Consider the following 19,477-nt stretch of genomic DNA (forward strand, 5'->3'; position numbering starts at 1 on the left):
GCTGTCAGACTGGTTGGTCGGGGGTAGTCGGCGGAGCATTCCAGGGTGAGGCTCTGCGGGATGGTGTCCACGACAACCGGCGGCAGCGTATCCAGAACGTTGATCGTCTGGGAGACGCTGGTGGTATTGCCACAAGTGTCGCTAAAAGTCCAGGTGCGGACTTCGGTGAAGTTATTCGGGCAACCACCAAAAGTAAACTGACTGACGGGAGAAGAGACGATGACCCCGTCACAGTTATCGATCGCTGTCAGACTGGTTGGTTGGGGGTAGTCGGCGGAGCATTCCAGGGTGAGGCTCTGCGGGACGGTGTCCACGACCACGGGCGGCAGCGTATCCAGTACCTGGATGGTCTGGAAGACGCTGGTGGTATTGCCACAGGTATCACTAAAGGTCCAGGTGCGAACTTCAGTGAAGTTATTCGGGCAACCACCAAATGTAAACAGACTGACGGGAGAAGAGACGATGACCCCGTCACAATTATCGATCGCTGTTAAACTAGTCGGTTGGGGGTAGTCGGCGGAGCATTCCAGGGTCAGGTCCGGCGGGATCGTGTCCACGACAACCGGTGGCAGCGTATCCAGTACCTGGATGGTCTGGAAGACACTGGTGGTATTGCCGCAGGTATCGCTGAAAGTCCAGGTGCGGACTTCGGTGAAGTTGTTCGGGCAACCACCAAATGTAAACAGACTGACGGGAGAAGAGACGATGACCCCGTCACAGTTATCGATCGCTGTCAGACTGGTTGATCGGGGGTAATCGGCGGAGCATTCCAGGGTGAGGCTCTGCGGGATCGTGTCCACGACCACGGGCGGCAGCGTATCCAGTACCTGGATAACCTGGGAAACACTACTCGTATTACCGCAGGTGTCACTAAAGGTCCAGGTGCGGACTTCCGTAAAATCGTTGGGGCAACTACCAATAGTAAACTGGCTGACCGGACTGGAAACAATAATCCCGTCGCAATTATCGATCGCCGTTAGGTTGGTGCGCGGTGGATAATCCGCGAAACAGTCCAGCGTCAAATCCTGGGGGATGGTGTCCACGACAATTGGTGCCAGGAGATCCGCTACCCGGATGGTTTGCACGCAACTGGCCGCATTATTTTCCTCATCGATAGCAATCCAGGTGCGACTGAGGGTCCATTCATTGAAACAGGTGTAGGTGAGATCATCCGTATAGGAATAGTTGACCAATCCACAGCCGCCCGTAATAACCGGTAAACCGATTACGGCAGGATCCGTTGAAATATTACAATCGACCTCCAAATCCGGTGGGCAACTGATGGTTGGGGGCTCGCATTGGGCATTGGCATGCAGGAAGCCCGAAACCAGCAATACGAACAGCACCAGCATTTTCTTGAAAATAGAAAATGACCGGGTACCGCAAAAATGCCTGCGCAGGAATAATGGGTTAAAAAGGGTTTTACAAAATTGCGTGGTGGTAATGGCAAGCATACGTTTAGGTGTTTAAAGATGAGTTAGTAAAAGACCTGATCATTCCACAATCGACCTCTAGACCGTGCATCGTCAGATGGACGGACCAAAAGGAAAATAGGAGCTATTGCTTCCCGTTCATCGTACAGGGAAGATGCTGGCTGCAGAGATACGCTATGGCCGGAGGGGGCAATTATGGGTGTCAATTGCAAGAGGGAACTGGGGAAAGGAGAATCCCTGGATACTGAGATTGCGGAAAATCAGACTATGTGGAAGTTCTATAGCGGTTGTTATTCAGATCTATGGTAGCAATATCTCGAATCTGTAAATGGCTGAGTTGGATTTTCTGATCAAAAACCTGGATTTTTCTTGCATTAGCCCGATATGGAGATCACCTGGCGCCGAAAAACCGGGGCAACTCGCAGGTTTATCCGGCCAAAGACGGAAAAGTATGGTGAGCAATAAATGAGATAAAGGAATGAATCGGAAAATAGTCATCGATGCCATCCGATTATCCAGTAGGAATTAATACCAAAATGAATGGATTACGGGATCCTGTACATCTCACCTAAACACCCGCAACACATCCAGGAAATTGATGATCAGCACCAGTAACCAAAATGCGATGATAAAACCATTGCCGATCAGTCCCATATACACCAGGACCTTTGGCTCTTCCCCGGCCCGATAGGCTTTTACCGCACTAATAAATCCCAACAGGAACAGCAGAAAGATGATCAACACCAGCAGTACCAAAACGAAGACGAGATGGTCCGCAACCAGACCGATGGAGGCAAAGTAAGCGCCACCGAAAAAGGAGATCAGCAGGAGTCCGATGCCCGTCAACAAGTAGATGAGGGCAGTTTTGGCGTTTCGGTTTTCCCGAATGGGGGGTTGGTCGAGGATGGGGGGCATGGGGTTGGGGTTTGGAGGGGTCAGGGGTCAGGGAGAAGGTGTCAGGAGTGCAGGTGTCAGGTGTCAGGAGAGTAGGTGGCAGGTGGCAGGGACTTAAAATTTACCTTATTGTTTCTATTACCTCCACCCAAACACATTAACACCTCAAAACATCAACACCTCAACACAATCAAAAAACACCCCTGAATCCGGCTCAACACCAGATTCAGGGGCGTCCCGCCGACCGGCGAACCGGTTATTTACTGCGTCATATCGGCGCCGGAACCGGCCTGCTTGAATTCAAGCTGTTCCATACCGATCAGGATTTGTCCGTCTTTGGCTTCCGGATTTCTGATGACAAAATACACATCGTGCATGCCCTCTACTCCGTCCACGGCGATCGTATAAGTTGGTCGGAACATTTCGCGAACCGTACGGAAGTTCGGCTGCGGGCCTTTTTTACCGTTTTTCTCCCATTCATCGCGTAGCTTTTGCAGTTCCGCACGAAAATCGATCTCTACCGGTACGATCTTTTCGGTCGATCCCACCAGAGTGCCATCCGGTGAATCCAGATGCATTTCGATGATACCGCCGGCCGCATCGACCCGCGAGGCAGCTTCGGCGTTGATCACCACTTCGCTGATACCGCTCAGGTCCAGGTCTTTGAAAGCCAGGAAGGCGTTGTCCTTAATGATGTTGAAAGAACGCCCGGGGGTGGTCATCAGGTGGGTACCTTCCGCTTCGTCGTAACTTTCAACGTTGATGACCGGATTGCGCAGGGCAATGATCTTCTCGGTCGTCAGCGGACGGAGATTCCCGTTGCCCTTGTCGGTGTAGGCCGCCCGCAGCAGGTAACCGCCTTTACCGTTCTCTCCGGCCGGCACTTTGGTCACGTAGGTCCCCGACAGGGGAATAGAAGCCGCGGCACCTTCGGCATCGTTCAGTCCCATGATGTAGTGAACGATCGATTCGGCATCCGATTTGGAGAGGTCCGGGTGGGCACTCATGGCGTGTTCGCCCCAGATGCCGACACTACCATTAATGATCCGGTCGGCGATCAGGCTCTGGGCCTGCGCATCGCCTTTATATTTTGCGGCAACTTCCAGATAGCTGGGGCCGATGGATTTGACATCTACCCGGTGGCACGACAGGCAATCGCTTTCGCTGATCAGGGTTTTACCCCGGGAGAAAGTCACCCATTCGTCGGTACTCCGGTGGTTCTGGGCGATCTCGATGGGATCGAATCCTTCCGGCGCGTAATCAAAGTTGACGGCTACTTCATCCGACTGAATGCCGGATGCCAGGGAACCGTCTTCCTGATCCTGCACGTTGATAGCGTAATTCAGGCTGTTGCCGGGGAAGAAAAAGGTCTTATTCCCCTGCTCAATGACGATATCTACTTCCGGTGGCGCATTACCCGCGACGATCTCAAAGGTCTGTTCGTTGCTTTCCCCGTCGGGATCGGTCACTTTCAGTCGGACCGTATACAGGCCTTCTTTATCCAGAGTCAGACTTGGATTAGGCTTATTCAGGGTTTCGGAAAATCCGTTATCCGATTTCACCGTCCATTCGTAATCCAGATCATCTTTATCGTAATCGACCGTTCCTTCGGAAGAAAGCTGTACCGTCAGCGGCAGAGCTCCCGCCATCTTATCGGCTCCGGCTACCACTACCGGCACCCGGTTGCCGCCGTTGTAGCGGATCTGTTTGACCTGGGCGTTCTCATTCCCCCGGAACCAGGCTGAACCGTATTCCAACACGTACAGATCGCCGTCCGGACTGAACTGCATATCGATGGCGCTCGAAAAGTTCTCCTTCGGCAGGAAGGGTTCCATAGAAACGTAATCCCCTTTATCGTCCATACTGACGGCCATGATCCAGCCGCGCATGAATTCCACCATCAGCCATTTTCCTTCGTAGTAGGCCGGGAAACGCTTATCCGATGCCGGGAAATCCGCCTCGCGGAAAACCGGCCCACCGGTAGCACTCCGCCCAGCGCTCCCCATTTTCGGGAATTCCTCGGAGTAGGTATAAGGATACCAGATGAAAGCTTTCGTTGGCGTCGGCAGTTCCGTCATCCCGGTATTGTTCGGCGAATCGTTGATCGGTTGGGCTACATCGAAAGCCGGACCGACCGAATCGGTAGTGAAATCATAATCCGTATAAGGGATGTTATCGCCGATGAAATACGGCCAGCCGAAGAACCCGGGTCCTTTGGCCTGGTTGAACTCATCGTAACCGCGTGGTCCGCGCTCCGTATCTTCGGAAGCATCCGGGCCCACTTCACCCCAGTAAATGTAGCCGGTCTCACTGTCAATGGAAACCCGCCACGGATTGCGGTGCCCCATGGTGTAGATCTCGGCCCGCGTTTTGGGCGTTCCTTCCGCGAAGAGGTTCCCTTCCGGAATGGTATACGTACCGTCATCCTCCGGATGGATACGCAGGATCTTACCCCGCAGGTCATTGGTGTTACCCGCCGTACGCTGGTCATCCGCATTTTCAAATCCGGGTCTTTCGTCCAGATTGGAAGTTCCCGAAGGCGGGTTGGCCGTATTGTTGCCTGTGGTCAGGTAAAGGTTTCCGTTCTTATCGAACACCATACCGCCGCCGGTGTGGCAGCAAACTTCCCGCTGGGCGGGGTATTCCAGTACGATCTTTTTAGTGGCGTCCTGCAGCGAACCGTCCCGGTATTCCCAGCGGGCCAGCACGTGCTTCGGTTCGTCCGGATCGGCGTACAGCATAAAGACCCAGTTATTTTCGGCAAAATCCGGGTGGGCCACTACCCCCATCAGCCCTTCTTCGGCTTCGCGGGTTTGCCCTTCCTTATTGGTGTACTTGGTGTTGACCGGCACGTTACCAACCGTTTTCATTTCGCGGCCAACTACGTTGAAGGATTTTACGCCACCCTTTCTTTCTACGATCAACATCTCCTCGTCATTCAGGAAGGTAAAGGCCATGGGCTCATCCAGAGCGCCGGGTTCGGAGATCACCGTGGTGGTAAAACGGTTTTCCTCCGGTGGCAGGTTATGGTCCATCGGTTCTTTCGTACCCTGACAGGACCATTGGAGCAGCACCACAACCAGCGCAAACGCCAGGGAGCCGATGCCTCCCAAATGGAAAAATTCTGATCTTTTTGTAATCATTTTAAGCATTGGACTGTAATCTTCTTTTGCGAAAACCATGCATAATTTCGCATGACTCCCGGGTTACCATAATTTCGTTTGGCAAAATAATGGTTTATGTCTAGATATAATACAATTAGGCTTAAAAGATAGATGGAGGTCCGGCGGCTTGCCTTTTTTCGCCTCCAATAGTAGCGATCGCCGGCATTTTTCCGGCGATAAGGGCCGCATTTTATACCGGGCGGATGGGTATCCAGATCTGCTCTTCCGAGTCGGGATCGTCGTTTTTGTACCGCGCGCCCAGCACCTCAAAATGGGGGCGATCATCCAGTTGGTAACCGGAAGCCGGCAGCCACTCGGTAAAAATATACTGGAAAATTCGGCCGTCCCCGCTCCGCCCCCGGTAATTGAATACCGCATAACTGCCGCCGGGCAGGGTAAAGGTTTGCAGTCCTTCGGGGACCGCAGCGAAGTCGGTCACTTCCACCAGGGCCCACTTCTCAAAATTCCGTGTAGGATCAAAATCCCGAAAATGACCGGGGCTGTAGATCTGCAACGAAAACAGCTCACCGGACACCGCCCGGGTGATCTCGTTTCTCCGGGGCAGGAAGGAAGCCCACAGCTCCCCCGTCCGGTTCTCCGCAAAACTCATTTTCAGGGACTTCCCGATCAGTTGTTTAGCCTGCAGTTCTTCTATGCGGGCTTCGGGATACTTCATCTTTTCCATTTCACTTTTACCAATAGGAAGCGTTTGACAGGTCGGCAACAGAGCACCATATCTGGTCGTGTTAGAGGTTCAAAGCAGCCGTTATCCAGTCGTTGACCAAAGTCTTCAGGGCCGTCCGCTGCTCTTCGATCTCTGCGCGCTCGTTAAAGGTCGCAACGGCCCGCAGCTTATCTTTCCAGTCCAGCAATCCCGTGGGATCGCTGATGAGCCTTTCCGAAGGTTGTTCTTTCACCTTGGCCCCGCAGTGGAAGATCAGTTGCAGCTTCCGGGGAGGGTTGATCCGCATGGTGATGCGGTCCGCTCCGGCGTACTCGTAATTGGGCGCATTCCACTTGATGTTTTCCGTAAGTTCGTTGTTGGCGGCTAATAGCTCCCGGCGCAACAATTCGATCTCGGCCCGCAGCGGGTGATCGAGATCGTCCAGAAATAGGGAAACTGCCTCGTTTAAACGTCCTTCGTTCATACCTGTTATTATTCTCTGATCGTGGTATTAGCCGCCACCGGCTTCAACGGCCGAAAAGATCGGACCAGAAACCTCCTTTTTTACCGCCGGACTTTCGGCCGCCATTCCGCTTTTCCGGCAGGGGCGGCTCGTTGAGGCCCGTCAGGTCCTGGGTCATTTTTTTGATCGCATTGTGCAGGGGAACCATTACCGGCATCAAGGGAGCATTGGGTTCCAGACTGAAGAATTCGTGTTTCAGATCCAATCCGACTGGGAAGTTGGTTCTTTCCAGCCACTGCTTTTCCTGTAGGGCCGGCGGGACCTCCGCCTGCAGTTTCTCGTCGAGACTCAGTCTCGCTCTTTCGATGATCTGTTCTTCAATATTCTGTCCGTCCAGTTTGAGGACGCTCTGCCGGAAAAAATCTAGGCCCGCGTAGGGAATATGGAGCAAAAAGATCTGCGTGACCCCTTCCCGCTGGTAAATATCCAGTACCTTAAAGTAGCTGTTGCAGTTGATGACGTGAAAGCCCCATTTTTCCGTGCCCGGATTCACCTGATAAATGGGGGCAGCCTTGCTGGAAGCGATTACATAGCGGCAGTTGGCGGCCGGTTTGCCGGCATAGCTGGAAACATCGACAAAAGTCTGGGAGCGAAATATCTGATTTAACTCGTACTTAGCCAGGCTCTGCTGCGGCAGATCGGTATCCCGGTAATACATCGTCAATCCGGGTAAGGTCCAATTTACAATCTCTTCCACCTTTGCGTAGGACTCACTACTGCTGTTCTCCTTGGTCATTGATATCTTATTTTCAAGAAAGGGGCTTGTCGTTCTTCTCTCCTGGTACGCGTAATTTATGCTTCTGTTACAGCGTACTGGCCGCAAAAATAAATCATTAACCGAAAAATCTACCGCTATATTTTCCGCAATCCGTTTATCGGCGACATTTCTCCATTTTTTCCAAATGGATTGCAGTTCTGCATCTGTACCCCAACGCTCCAACCGCCAGGATGGGTCCTGACAATAAGCGGCCATCCATCCACCGGCGGCGGATGGAAAGGAGCGCTTACCAAATGTTGTAAAGAAAAAGCGGGCTTCCGGGGCGACCCAATCGTCGGGCAGCCCATTTGCACTTACTTACTCATTCGGACCAGATGTTCTTTCCATTCGGCCGGAATGTCGTCCAGTCCGTAGATCTTGAGTTCCTGCTCGTTTTGGGTGGTTCCCGTCTGGGTGAGGGTTTCGTTCAGGTATTCCGTTTCCAGTTTGTACATTGCTCCGGTCGCGGGATCGACGATTAACATGCCGATCGCACCGCCAAAAATGATGTTGCCCCAGTACCAGCCGTCCACCTTAAAATTGATGGGAACGATCCTTTCGTCGTAACCGGCTTTACTGAATTTCACCTGGTAGGTAGCCCGTTTAAAGAAGCCTTCGCCGGCTTTGAGATTCACGACGGCCGGCGTATTGCCTTTGTAAAGCTCCGTGCCGTCGGAAGTTATCACGGAAATGTTGGCGCCGGAAGGGGTACTGTTAATACTGATCGGATAGACTCCTTTACTAACAATACTTGCACAACTGGAGAAGAGGATTGCTGACGTGAGCAACCAGAGAGATACGTTCTTGCGTTTCATGTACTTAAATTTGAAATTTGACCCAATCAAGATATGGATTTATCCATTTCCATCCTATCATTTACCGATCGATTTTTCCATCAGGATCCGCCAGACGTTCATGGGCAACCAGGCTTCGTAGTTTTTAAGATGTTCATATTGGGGTAGTTTAACGGTGGTCGGGATCTCAAAGAATGGCGTCCCGTTTGCGAGGGCCTCCTCCACGGCTGCGTAGAGGTCGGCGAAATAAGCCTGCATCAGATCGATATCCTTTCGGTCGCCGATCGCCCGGAGGTGGGCCATGTAGACGGTATCGAAATCCAACTGCTGGATCTCCTCCAGGTCCTCCACCCAATTCCGGGGAGACGCATCGGGCAAATAAGCGTAGAGCACGCGGTCCGGCACCACCAGGTCGATCACAAAAATGGCGCGATATGCCGGAAAGCGAAAAACCGTCATCCCGTTACCGTGGTTTCGCCCGTAGTAATAAAGTTCCAGCTCCTTCCCGCCCAGCCGGAAGGTGGTCCGGTCGCCGCTCCAGGTACTGTCCGGTGTTACCACGTCCGGATGGGGCGTGATGTGCTCTTTCGCTTCCCGGTGACTGATGAACTGCGGGCCATCTTCCGCAAATACCCGGCCACCGCTGATGTGATCCCAGTGATTATGACTGTAAAAAACGTATTTCACCGGCTGATCGGTCACCTTACGAATAGCCGCCAGGGTGGCCGTAGCGCGAACGGAATCGAGCGGATCAATGACGATCACGCCCGCATCCGTTACGTAAAAACAGGAGTAAGTGCGGTCTCCGACGAAATAAAGGTCTTCCTGGGCCTGAATGGTTGCTATGTCCTGAGCCGGTAAAAGAACGGGTAATACCAAAAGAATACTGAGTGCAAAAGTGATGGTGAGTTTCATAGTACATGTGGTTTTGTTCGGTGGAAATTCGGCGGTAATCAATTCCGGCGAGCGGTCATAAGTGCGTATCCGTTGTGCTCCGCAAAGAGATAGAGAATAGCGAAATACAGCCCGTAAAATAACTGAGTAGCTACTGCCGACCAGTTTTCCTGCAGGCTGGAGCCGAAGATCAGTATACAGATCAAAAATACGCCCGCCACAGCGGACTGTCGCATGGCAATCCCGAGCAATAGCATGATCCCCAGGATCAGTTCTATGATGGGCAGAATGTAGGCAAAGGCCAATACAAAACCTTCGGGAAGCAGGGTACCCTGAAAGGAATCGGCCATACCCTGGGCAAAAGTCGCCAGTTTGGGAATGCGAACGAGGCCATGACCGAAAAAGCTAAAACCCATCGGCAGCCGCGCCAGTGCGTAGGCGCTTGTTTTGTGGTCCATAGTTGGTGTTGTTAGTTTTCATCCCAACAAATCTCCAGGCGGTGGGTTCTATACGCTGATCAACATTCCGGCAAGTAACGGACTTTTGGGGCCGAACGGCATTCGGTACAACCTGAAAGACTACATTTAGGGACCAGGGTCTGGGGTTTTATCCTCCGGGAACTTTTTCGATCCGGATAAATCCGTACCTTTTATTTTAGAAAAAATTCCTATTCCCAAAAGGCAATTGTCATCGGTAAACATCCGGTGTGGCAACCGTAAAAAACAAGCGCTTTCGAGCGCCCTAAAAATTAAATGATCATGAAAAGAACCGTACTATTTTGCGTGTACTTACTGGCGGTCTCCATATCCTGTGCCCAGGCTCCCCAGGGAACGAAAGAACGGATCAAGGTCTACAGTCAGGCCATCGAAGGAAACCTTGTGCAGGACCCGGCCGAGCGGGATGTCACCGTGTACCTGCCTCCCTCCTACCAGTCGGAGCCCGAACGCCGCTACCCTGTCCTTTACATGCTGCACGGATTTACGGATTCCGATAGTCAGTGGTTCGGCTGGGAAGACCACTGGATCAACCTGCACGAAGTACTCGACGCCGCGCTGGCGGAGGAAAAGACCCGGGAAATGATCGTGGTGATGCCCAACGCCTATAACCGCTTTCGGGGAAGTATGTATTCGAGTTCCCCCACCATCGGGGATTGGGAGACCTTTGTGGCCAAAGAACTGGTAAATTATATCGATGAGCATTACCGCACCCTGCCGAATACCGCTTCCCGCGGACTGGCCGGGCACTCCATGGGGGGCTACGGCACCATCCGGCTCGGCATGAAATACCCCGAGGTATGGTCGGCGATATACCTGCTGAGTCCCTGCTGTATGGAAGGCGCGACGCCGAATACCAATACCGAATTTATGCAAAGCGTAGAAGCAGTTACCGCCGTCGATCAATTGGAAAGTGTCGGTTTCGGCGTGATTGCCACGCTGGCATCGGCAGCAGCCTGGGCACCCAATCCGGGCAAACCTCCTTTTTATCTGGATCTGCCCTTCGCCGAGGGTGAGGTGCGTCCGGAAATCGCTGCCAAATTCTCCGCCAACCGGACCTTGTACACCATCGATCAGTACATTCACAATCTGAAACGGCTCAAGGCGATCGGCATGGACGCCGGGCTGCAGGACCGGGGGATCAGCGGCGCCACCAAAAAGCTCCACGAGCTGCTGGAAGCTTACGATATCCCCCACTTTTACGAAAGTTACGAAGGCGATCACCTCAATCGGATCGCCGAACGCATCCGGACCAAAACACTGCCTTTTTTCACGGAGCATCTGAAGTTTGAATAAGCTTGCAGCGACCAACGCTTAGACCGCAGATCACTGCCGCAGCAGATCGCGGATCGCCTGCCGAGCCAGTCGTTCCATGATCCGGTATCCTTTCAGGGTCGGATGGACGCCGTCTGCCGCCAGTTCGGGGTCCATTCCGTTCTCTTTATTTTTGGTAGCGGTGTGGTAATCGACATAAGGGATATCGTGCTCTGCGGCAAAAGCTTTGATGCGCCGATTCAGATCGACGATCATTTCGGAGCGATCGCCCAGTTCCCGCCGCCATTCGAACCTGGTAGCGGGCAGTACCGACGCCAGCAGCACTTTGATCCCGTTCGCCCGGGCAATTTCTACCATGGACCGGATATTGCCCATGGTAAAATCCGGATCGTAGGGGCCCGTATTTTCGGCTACATCATTGGTACCGATATGAAGGAGCACCGCTTCCGGTTGCAGCGCTACCACATCCTGCTGGAAACGCAATAAAAGCTGAGCGGAGGTTTGGCCACCAATACCGCGACCGACGTAATTATTATCCTGAAAAAAGGCAGAATCCGCACGCACCCAGCCTTCGGTAATCGAATTGCCGAGAAAAACGACCCGTTGTTCACCTTCGGCCGGAGGTGGTAAAGCCCGATTATCCGCCTGGTAACGTTCCAGGTTGCCGAAATCGCGACGAAAGCGTTCTCCTTCCTGCAACTGCCCCATTTCGACCGCTTCTTCGCCGTAGAGTTTTTCGTATTTGCTGGGATAGAGCTTTTTGTTGTAGCCGTGTAACTTCAGCCAGTCCCAAAACCGGTCCGGCCATTTGTCGGTAGGCAGGTTCTGCCGGCGCATGCCGAAACCGTGTCCGCCTTTTTCGAAGAGGTGCAGTTCGGCCGGATGTCCGGCGTCGAACCATTTTTCGTAAATGTTCAGGCTGTAGGGTACCATTCCCAATTGGTCATCGCTGGCGGCCGCCACGAAGATGGGCGTTTTTTCCGGGGGTAACTGGTCACTAATGATCGCCGGTTCGTAGGCGTAAAAAGGCGCTATGAAATTGGGCCGGTTACTATCGGTAGCATTATACATCACGGACATGGCGAGCGTACCTCCGGCCGAAAAGCCCATAAAGCCGATCTTGGCGGGGTCTACTTCGAGCGCTTCGGCATGATCGCGCACGTATTGAACGGCCGCCAGACCATCCGCCATAGCCAGCGGAATGATGGGCGCATTTTCGGCATCCAGCTTTGCAAAATCGCCCATTTTGCCCATCAGTTCCCGTACGGGATCATCGGTGTAGCTGCGCGCCACCCGGTATTTCAGCACGAAAGCGGCGATCCCTTTACTGTTCAGCCATTTGGCGACGTCTTTCCCCTCACTGTTGATACTCAGGGTATGGAAAGCCCCACCGGGAGCTACGATCACCGCCGTACCGGTAGCCAGATAATAGGGCGGCAGATAAGCCGTCAGCGTGGGTTGCACCACATTGTACACGACCTCGGTGTTGAAGGCATTTTTGGTACTGATCTGCTCACTCCAGTCCCAGTTTTCCGAACCGGGCGGTATGCCGTCGTAAAGCGGAATGACTTCCTGGGAGAAAATGGCCGGTAGGCAAAGCAGGAACGTGGAGAAAAGGAGCAGAGACCGTTTTTTCATGTTGCGTTGGTTGTCGTTTTTTGCTGGTTTACCGCAGTCTATTACTCTGGCTGCGGAACAATTGTCTGCTTTACTGAGCAAAGCAGTTTGATTCCTGACGTGTCAACCACGGTCAGGATCAAACCACTTTGCATCAGATCAACTTGCTTGGTTAAAATACAATTTGTATCAATCTTTTAAGATCAGGGCAGCATCTCCCGGGCTTCCCGGTCCGGATCATTATGCAGTTCGCACTGATCGTCCAGAACCATCACCTCGCCCTTAGCCGCCGTAAATGCCGGCCATTGGGGCAGGCTCTTCACGTTGGGATCTCCGGTCTTCATGAACTGGAGTAAGGCATCCGACATCTTTTCCGACAGCATACGGGGGCGTTTTCCTCCTCCGGTATGGGTCAGCATCAGATCGGTATTGTAAAACCAGAAACAGATATCCAGACAGTGGAAAGCCCGCATCCGGTTGTTGAACAGCGGCGGCTCCCAGCCGAACCAGGCTACGTATACCGGCGCTTTCTGCACCGATTTGGCCGTCGCGGTCTGCACCACGCCCTTGCGGTTACTGGCTACCAGACACATGATCTCGATGGGTTTGGCTCCGGGGAATGCCTTGGCGTAAGCATCGTAGACTTCCGGCGCTTTGTCGCCCAGTCCGCCGCGGAATCCGGCGCGTTCCCGAAGTACTTCCTTGGCTTTACCGGCTGTGATCTTTTCCAATTCCGGATCTGTCCGCGACATCCCCCATTCGTGGAAGGTGCTGCAGATGAGCATCGGTACATTCGAAGAAACACCGTCGGGATCAGAGAAATAAGTGCCTTTCGGAATATTGATGCCGTCGGCCACCGGAGCGAAACCGCCGCGTCGTCCGCCGCCGGGGTTCTCCTCCCGGTAACGAGCACTGGCTTTGTTGGCCAGCAGCAAATAATCCTTCCACGGCATTTCCTGGAGTTGGTCGATCTCTCCCGGTTTCAGGCCGGCTTCCTCCAGAATGTATTCGCCCAGTTTTTGGGAAGTCTCCTGATCCGTAGCACTGGTAGAAGAGCCGCTCAGCGGCACCGCTTTGTGGAAAAGGCCGGACGCTTTGGGCATCGCCGCCAGGGTGCAAACCTTCGCACCACCACCGGATTGCCCCATAATGGTCACATTAGCGGGATCCCCACCGAAATTGGCGATATTCTCTTTGACCCATTCCAGAGCCGCTACCATATCGAGCGCGCCGACGTTTCCGGAATGCTGGTATTTCTTTCCGCCGACTCCGGAGAGATCCGAAAATCCGATCGGTCCCAGTCGGTGGTTAATGGATACAAAAACGATATCTCCTTTCCGACTCAGGTTCTCGCCTTTGTAACCTTCCTGTTCGATCCCGTTCCCGTTGGTGTATCCGCCACCGTGCAGCCAGACCATGACCGGGCGCTTCTTTTTATCGTCGATGGACGGCGTCCATACGTTCAGTTTGAGGCAGTCTTCACTTACGTCGTCGTAATTCCAGTGATCGGCAAAGGAGGCCCAGACGTTCCCGTAGCGATTGTCCATGATCTGCGGGGCCGTATTCCCCCACCAGACCGCCGGCCGCACATCGTCCCAGGATTCGGGCTTCTCGGGAGGCATAAAGCGGTTTTTCCCACTGGTATCCGCCCCGTAGGGAATGCCGCGAAACTGGTAGATCCCGCGCAGTATCAGGCCCTGGACTTTACCGTAAACCGTTTGGGCAATGGCGATATCATCACCGACGAAGAGGATCTGTTCGTCGCCGTTGACGTCCTGATCCTCCGGTTTCGAATAGGCCGCCAGGGATACCCCGGAAGTAAGGCCGACGCCGGCCGCACCGGCACCCATGGTCTGCAGGAAATTTCTTCTGTTGGTTTTCATAATTTTGATATTAAAGGTTGTATGGTCTTGCCCGTACCAGAGGAGAAATAATTGTCCAAATGCTCCCGTGGGCGATAGGTCCGATCCGGATAATTGGTTATTGGCTGGAATTGCGACAGGACGCGCGACGGGTCGATCTTCCCGGTTCTGTCTGTTGGTTTGCTGCTAGGTATGATGAACACCGTGCCGGCAGTTTTACCGAAAGGCGTGCTCGCTGGTCCAGATAGTTACCGTTTTCAACAAAAAGCAGTTTCAATATGGAGAATCAACGTTTCCCCTTTATTTTATTCTGCAAATATAAAGGTGTGAAATTAATTATTCCGAATGAGCACAGCGGATACATTCTGATCAAATAAATACACAAATCATACATTGCTGATTACCACCGGGCCGACAGGATGACGTTTCAGATCGGATCGTCCGGTAGCATTTCCGCTTCTCCAAAAGGATGATTGTAGTTTCTTAATTGTTGCGTCCCTCCTTCGTATTCCGCCTGAATGATCAGGTCCCGCCAGTCCATACGAGCCAGATCGATATTCTTCCGAAGTTGCTGCAGATTCCCATGCGTTCCGTGCAGCAGACATCTGACCAAACGAAAGCTCTCTGCTCCGTCCCAATACAGGCTATAGGCAGAGATCAGTTTCAGCGCTTCCCGCACCTTTTCCCGATCAACGAATTCCTGCCGGATCTTTTGGATGATATCCGGTGGGTACATGAAGGGTTCCGAAATACGCCAGGCCAGTTCGATACTTTCGGCGCTTTCCTCCAGATTTGCTGCGGCTCGTTGGAGGCTATCGGCGAGCTGGGTCCGGCCGCGGCTCCGGTCTTGCTGCCCGTCCTGCTCTATCTTTTGTGACAGCAGCCTGAGGAACTCTGCCAAAGTATCATATCGGAGATCGCCGATCTCTTTGGCCAGTTGCTCAAAATTTCTTTCGTAATTTTTGATCCAGGATCTGTGTTTCATGAATTTGGATGGTTTGATTGTTTGATGGTGGACGGTTGACGGATGGTTGACGGTTGACGGATGGTGGTCGGTAGACGTTTTTGTGATCAACCCTTTTTTAACTCCACCTTGCGGCCATCTGTATCCTGTAGGACGGCCAGTCTCCCCCACTCCGTCTCTTTTATTCCGGTCACCATTTTCCAATCGGAACCATCGACATTAGCCAGGGTTCCGTCCAGATCTTCCACGGTGAACCCAAGCCGCAGCGAGGCGTCCGCTTTTACCATAGAGCGGGCCAGCGGATAGATCTCAAAGACAAAGTCGTCTTTCTCAGCCGCAAAATGGAGGGGGCCGTTGCCATGACGATGGTACTCGAACTGAAACCCCAGCAATTCATACTGCATTTTCAGTTTTTCGGGAATTTCGGTGCGGATGACGAGTAAATTCAATTTCATATCCCGAGTTTTGGAGGCTCGTAATTTAACGCCCTATCAACGATTGCTTCGGCGCTTAGATCTTCGTAATAGATGAGGTCCGCAACAGCCGGATAGGGCACATTTTGCTGTAGCTGCTCAAGCAGGAGATCAACCTCCTCATCCGTCTTATCTCCGCCGTCCATGATCAGACGGACCAGACCGATTAATGCTGCTCTCTCCATCGGTGAATTTATTTTTAGGGATCATCGTTTATGTTTTGCTTCATACCGGTTCGGAATGCACTTGTCTCAACATCCTCGACGGCATCCACCCACGCCGCCGGAACGTTTGCCTCCGCTGATGACATAATGGTGATGCCGCCAACTATCGCACCAATAGTGTCCCGGTCGCCCAGCGCCGCAACGGCCCGCCAAAGCGCCGCCGCAAAATCGTTCAGATGATGCGCCGCACACCATATCGCAAAGGGAACCGTATCCGGAGCCGTGATCTGGCTGCCGTTTCCCAGAATTGTTTTTACTGTTTCGATATGATAATCGGGAGGAATGGCCATTGATTTCCTGATCTTCGCCCGCGTATCGGAATCCGGCAGCATGCCGGCCACCGTTTCGATGAAGGCTTCCGGAGTAATCGACCTTCCATTCATTTTAATTTGAGTGGCTAAGGCAGTTGCGACGGCCACAGCAATGGCCCCGCTGATGCCTTCGACGTGGGTATGAGTGACTTCCGCGGACCGGATGGCCAGGGTGCGGACCCGCTCGAGATCATCGAAGTGAAAAGCGCCGATGGGACTAACCCGCATCGAAGCTCCGTTGCCCATAGACCCCATGCCCGAAAATACGTTCTGGGCGATAGCCCGCCAGTCGCCTCCGGCACCGATCTCCCGCAAGATCCTTCTGGCCGTAGCCCCGTAGCCGCGATTGACATCCTTATCGTGATTGATGGCAAACTGCCGGGCCAACTGGTCCTGATCGATCTCCCCGCATGCTTCGAGTTGTTCAAATACAGCAATGGCCATGACCGTATCATCCGTGAACTCCCACCGGGTGGGCGGTAGGCGCCGCTGCTGGATTTGGCTCAGTATTGCATCGGTTTCGCCAAAGAAGCTTTCTCCGAAAGCATCTCCAATGGAAACTCCTTTCAGCGATCTGGCGGCCAGTGCAGTCCTTTGCAGAAAGTTCATACGATTGATTTAAGGAGTGGTCCTGAAACCCCTATAACCGTTTGCGGCGGCAAAATAGTTCTGGCAGCCGTTTGAAATAAGCGGGTCATTGGTCCGCAGGCAATAAAGAGCCGGTTGTAGTACCAGCCGGCATTAATCCAGCCTGCCCCGTAACCTTTTCACCTCCTCGGGTTTCGCCAATAGTTCGACCAGACGAGCCAGCATCTTTCGGAAGACGTCAGCATCGCTCGTCCAGAGTACACAGGTCTCGCTTTCGGAATCACCGCGAATTCCATTCACCAGGGCCGGCTCCGTTTCCTGCAGGTACAGGTAGAAAATTGCTTCCCAGTCGTCTCCATCAATTTCTGCACCGGTATCCGGTGGGGCGAACTCCGCCTGATAGGAAATAAGATCCTTACCCTGGTATTCGATCGCTTCGACCGTGATCCGAATGGGTGCAAAGGTATCATCTTCCCAGTATCCTTCCATTTCGAGGATGGATTCCAGGTCTGCGGGAAGTGCCCAGTTTTGTATAGCGCTCATCCTTACCATTTTTCCAACCAGATCCCTGAAGGTGACTACATCTCCGGTACTGAGTTCATAACGATCGGGATCGAAAATATTGATCGCATGCCAGAACCCTTTTTTCCTGCGGGTCTGGACGATCCGGTCGATCGGGTCCAGACCGGTCAGCGTTACTTCCTCCAGGACGGGCGCATAGTGGCGGGCCAGGTAGAGCCCGAATTTGGAGGAGGGCCTGAGCCTGGACACATCAACACCCTTTACCTGCAAATTCCGTTTTAAGGTCCGGAAAGTGCCGGCGCTCAGGCACTCCCGGCCCAGCAATTTAACGGGGCCGGGTATTTCGAGGGTGGCGTGCCGGGCGATCAGGCAACAGACGTCCCATAACTTTTTCCAGCGGGCGGGTTCGAGTACCGCTTTCCACTCCGTTGCCGGCAGATCGATCCGGAATTCCGCATTGAGGTAGGGATAGAGTTTTCGCCAGGGAAGCAGATCCATAGCCCACCGCCATTCCCGGACGCTCATATCGGCCCGGATGACTGCCGTGGGATCCGCTTCCGGGTCCAGCGGAGCGGCCAGTCGGTGTTGTATCCGAAAGATCGACAGGATTTCCGCGGCGGTATATTTCCTTCGTTTGTTCGGCATATCTCAGTCCGTTTGGTAGATCTGGTTTTCGATTGCCTAAAATCTTACCAGTATGACAATGTCATTCAGCAGTTTATCCATTCTGAAATCCAGGCGGTTGGCCGACCGGGTAAACAACTCCCCGGCCTCATTTTGATAATCCAGTTTACCCAATACCAAATTTACGGGAATACTGAATTCAATACCCAGCAATAATTTGTCGGAAAATGCTTTTTTCAGTCCGAGTACCGGACTGAGCCCCACGATGGCCAGATTAGCTGATCGGGAGTCGACAATGCTGATCTCCTCCGATTCCAGCATGACGGTACGGCGACTGGTGACAGTGCCGCCCCGGCCGATGCCGAAGTTGCCGTCGATACCGTAGTACACCGGAAGGTCGTTGTTCTGTAAATATTTTGTCAGACCGATCCCCGCCAGATAGCTGACTTTTGGAAAGTATTCCGTCTGAAAATACGATACACTTACGGGTTGCTTATCTTCTACCAGTTTTTGGTCAACCGTTTGAAAACCGAACCAGTTGTATTTATTGACATTCAGGCGAAAACGCAGGTCCTTCCCGCCCTGGGATTCCCGGTAGACGAGATCGAGTTCCCAGTAGGGCCGGTCGCCGCCGGCAGCCCGGATAATGATGCAGCTGAGGTCTACCCCAAATTCGATGTGTCGATCCAGTTCGTTCTGGGACCAAAGCAGTGGACTGATGAGTGAGCAGAGTAAGAGACAGAAGGAGCGCTTCATGATTTCGGGTTCAATTTCTAATCCCAAAACGCAGTTTTTCGGATAGCGGTCTGCGTACCCTTTTCCTTAACATACATCCGGCTGGTAAGTAACGGCCCGGATAGCTCACAAAACAGAAGGCATCTTTGCCTGGACGGAACCGCAATACCCGATCAATCCCAAATAAACGGCCGGACGGAGTCCATAGCCCGCAGATAGGACAGGAACTGCCCGGCGTGAACGGACTCGTGGTAGGCGATCCGCAACAGGTAATCGCCCAGTTTTCTGACCTCCTCGTTCCCCGGATGAACGATTTCCGACTGCTCCAGTTCTGCGGCCGAAAATTGGCGGACACTGTCAAGGAATTCCCGGCGATAGGGTTCGGCAAATGCCAGTTCGTCCGCCAGATCGGTGTACGGGCGGACCGCCCAGGGCGATTGGTAGCCCGTCATGTCTCCATGATTATTGATGATGACGTTCCAACCGTGATCAGCCGCCAGTACGTGCCGGATCAGTTCGAGCGCCGACATGGCTTCCGGATCGGGTTTCCAGGAGTAAGCGGTTTCCGGCAGCCCTTCCCATAGTAGCAAGCTTCTTCTCCGCACTTCCGTGAAATTTAAAAGGATCAGCTCTGTTGGTGTCATGAAATGGTATTTATACTGGCG

General features: G+C 53.1%; 19 protein-coding genes. 1 reads left to right on the forward strand and 18 read right to left on the reverse strand.

The window, feature by feature from the left end:
• From CRP01_RS31290 to CRP01_RS31330, 9 genes are all read right to left on the reverse strand, one after another.
• A partial coding sequence (locus tag CRP01_RS31290; RefSeq protein ID WP_143473606.1) for an HYR-like domain-containing protein occupies window positions 1–1,454 on the reverse strand: 1,454 nt, incomplete at its 3' end.
• Window positions 1,455–1,997: 543 nt separating this feature from the next.
• Window positions 1,998–2,348 carry a hypothetical protein gene (locus CRP01_RS31295; RefSeq protein ID WP_099154019.1) on the reverse strand — a complete coding sequence of 117 codons (351 nt, stop codon included), beginning with the start codon at window positions 2,346–2,348 and terminating at the stop codon, window positions 1,998–2,000.
• 239 nt (window positions 2,349–2,587) lie between these two features.
• Window positions 2,588–5,470 (reverse strand): PQQ-dependent sugar dehydrogenase, encoded by a 2,883-nt coding sequence (locus tag CRP01_RS31300; RefSeq protein WP_099154130.1) that lies wholly within the window; start codon window positions 5,468–5,470, stop codon window positions 2,588–2,590.
• A 211-nt stretch (window positions 5,471–5,681) separates the two neighbouring features.
• Window positions 5,682–6,176 (reverse strand): GyrI-like domain-containing protein, encoded by a 495-nt coding sequence (locus CRP01_RS31305; RefSeq protein WP_233752801.1) that lies wholly within the window; start codon window positions 6,174–6,176, stop codon window positions 5,682–5,684.
• Window positions 6,177–6,237: 61 nt separating this feature from the next.
• Complete coding sequence (locus CRP01_RS31310) at window positions 6,238–6,639, reverse strand: DUF1801 domain-containing protein (protein WP_099154020.1); 402 nt, start codon at window positions 6,637–6,639, stop codon at window positions 6,238–6,240.
• A gap of 43 nt (window positions 6,640–6,682) precedes the next feature.
• Window positions 6,683–7,414: a hypothetical protein gene (locus tag CRP01_RS31315; protein ID WP_099154021.1), complete on the reverse strand. Its 732-nt coding sequence runs from the start codon at window positions 7,412–7,414 to the stop codon at window positions 6,683–6,685.
• Between the two features lie 335 nt (window positions 7,415–7,749).
• Window positions 7,750–8,250: a peptidase associated/transthyretin-like domain-containing protein gene (locus CRP01_RS31320; protein ID WP_099154022.1), complete on the reverse strand. Its 501-nt coding sequence runs from the start codon at window positions 8,248–8,250 to the stop codon at window positions 7,750–7,752.
• 57 nt (window positions 8,251–8,307) lie between these two features.
• Window positions 8,308–9,144 carry an MBL fold metallo-hydrolase gene (locus CRP01_RS31325; protein ID WP_099154023.1) on the reverse strand — a complete coding sequence of 279 codons (837 nt, stop codon included), beginning with the start codon at window positions 9,142–9,144 and terminating at the stop codon, window positions 8,308–8,310.
• A gap of 38 nt (window positions 9,145–9,182) precedes the next feature.
• Complete coding sequence (locus tag CRP01_RS31330; protein ID WP_099154024.1) at window positions 9,183–9,581, reverse strand: DoxX family membrane protein; 399 nt, start codon at window positions 9,579–9,581, stop codon at window positions 9,183–9,185.
• A gap of 300 nt (window positions 9,582–9,881) precedes the next feature.
• Here CRP01_RS31330 and CRP01_RS31335 point away from each other — a divergent pair, with 300 nt between their 5' ends.
• Entirely contained in the window at window positions 9,882–10,913 is a 1,032-nt protein-coding gene (locus CRP01_RS31335) for an alpha/beta hydrolase (protein WP_099154132.1), read from the forward strand.
• Between the two features lie 30 nt (window positions 10,914–10,943).
• Here CRP01_RS31335 and CRP01_RS31340 read toward each other — a convergent pair whose 3' ends face one another.
• The 9 genes from CRP01_RS31340 to CRP01_RS31380 all read right to left on the reverse strand — a co-directional run bounded on the left by CRP01_RS31340 (window position 10,944) and on the right by CRP01_RS31380 (window position 19,456).
• Entirely contained in the window at window positions 10,944–12,530 is a 1,587-nt protein-coding gene (locus CRP01_RS31340) for a GDSL-type esterase/lipase family protein (RefSeq protein WP_099154025.1), read from the reverse strand.
• Between the two features lie 182 nt (window positions 12,531–12,712).
• The gene (locus tag CRP01_RS31345; RefSeq protein WP_099154026.1) at window positions 12,713–14,392 is read right to left on the reverse strand and encodes a carboxylesterase/lipase family protein; all 1,680 of its coding nucleotides are present in this window, start codon (window positions 14,390–14,392) and stop codon (window positions 12,713–12,715) included.
• Window positions 14,393–14,798: 406 nt separating this feature from the next.
• On the reverse strand, window positions 14,799–15,356 hold the full coding sequence (locus CRP01_RS31350; protein WP_099154027.1) for a hypothetical protein: 558 nt from the start codon (window positions 15,354–15,356) through the stop codon (window positions 14,799–14,801).
• A gap of 86 nt (window positions 15,357–15,442) precedes the next feature.
• The gene (locus CRP01_RS31355) at window positions 15,443–15,790 is read right to left on the reverse strand and encodes a VOC family protein (RefSeq protein WP_099154028.1); all 348 of its coding nucleotides are present in this window, start codon (window positions 15,788–15,790) and stop codon (window positions 15,443–15,445) included.
• A complete protein-coding gene (locus CRP01_RS31360) occupies window positions 15,787–15,993 on the reverse strand; it encodes a hypothetical protein (protein WP_099154029.1) in 207 nt (68 codons plus the stop codon). The genes CRP01_RS31355 and CRP01_RS31360 overlap by 4 nt, the downstream gene beginning before the upstream one ends.
• A 14-nt stretch (window positions 15,994–16,007) precedes the next feature.
• The gene (locus tag CRP01_RS31365; protein ID WP_099154030.1) at window positions 16,008–16,952 is read right to left on the reverse strand and encodes an ADP-ribosylglycohydrolase family protein; all 945 of its coding nucleotides are present in this window, start codon (window positions 16,950–16,952) and stop codon (window positions 16,008–16,010) included.
• Between the two features lie 132 nt (window positions 16,953–17,084).
• Window positions 17,085–18,098, reverse strand: a complete 1,014-nt coding sequence (locus CRP01_RS42785) for an Imm51 family immunity protein (RefSeq protein ID WP_185154584.1) — start codon at window positions 18,096–18,098, stop codon at window positions 17,085–17,087.
• A gap of 36 nt (window positions 18,099–18,134) precedes the next feature.
• Window positions 18,135–18,833: a hypothetical protein gene (locus tag CRP01_RS31375; protein WP_143473607.1), complete on the reverse strand. Its 699-nt coding sequence runs from the start codon at window positions 18,831–18,833 to the stop codon at window positions 18,135–18,137.
• A gap of 152 nt (window positions 18,834–18,985) precedes the next feature.
• A complete protein-coding gene (locus CRP01_RS31380) occupies window positions 18,986–19,456 on the reverse strand; it encodes a DinB family protein (protein ID WP_099154133.1) in 471 nt (156 codons plus the stop codon).
• Window positions 19,457–19,477 lie beyond the last annotated feature (21 nt).

The sequence above is a fragment of the Flavilitoribacter nigricans DSM 23189 = NBRC 102662 genome, from assembly GCF_002646595.1.
GTDB classification, from domain to species: domain Bacteria; phylum Bacteroidota; class Bacteroidia; order Chitinophagales; family Saprospiraceae; genus Flavilitoribacter; species Flavilitoribacter nigricans.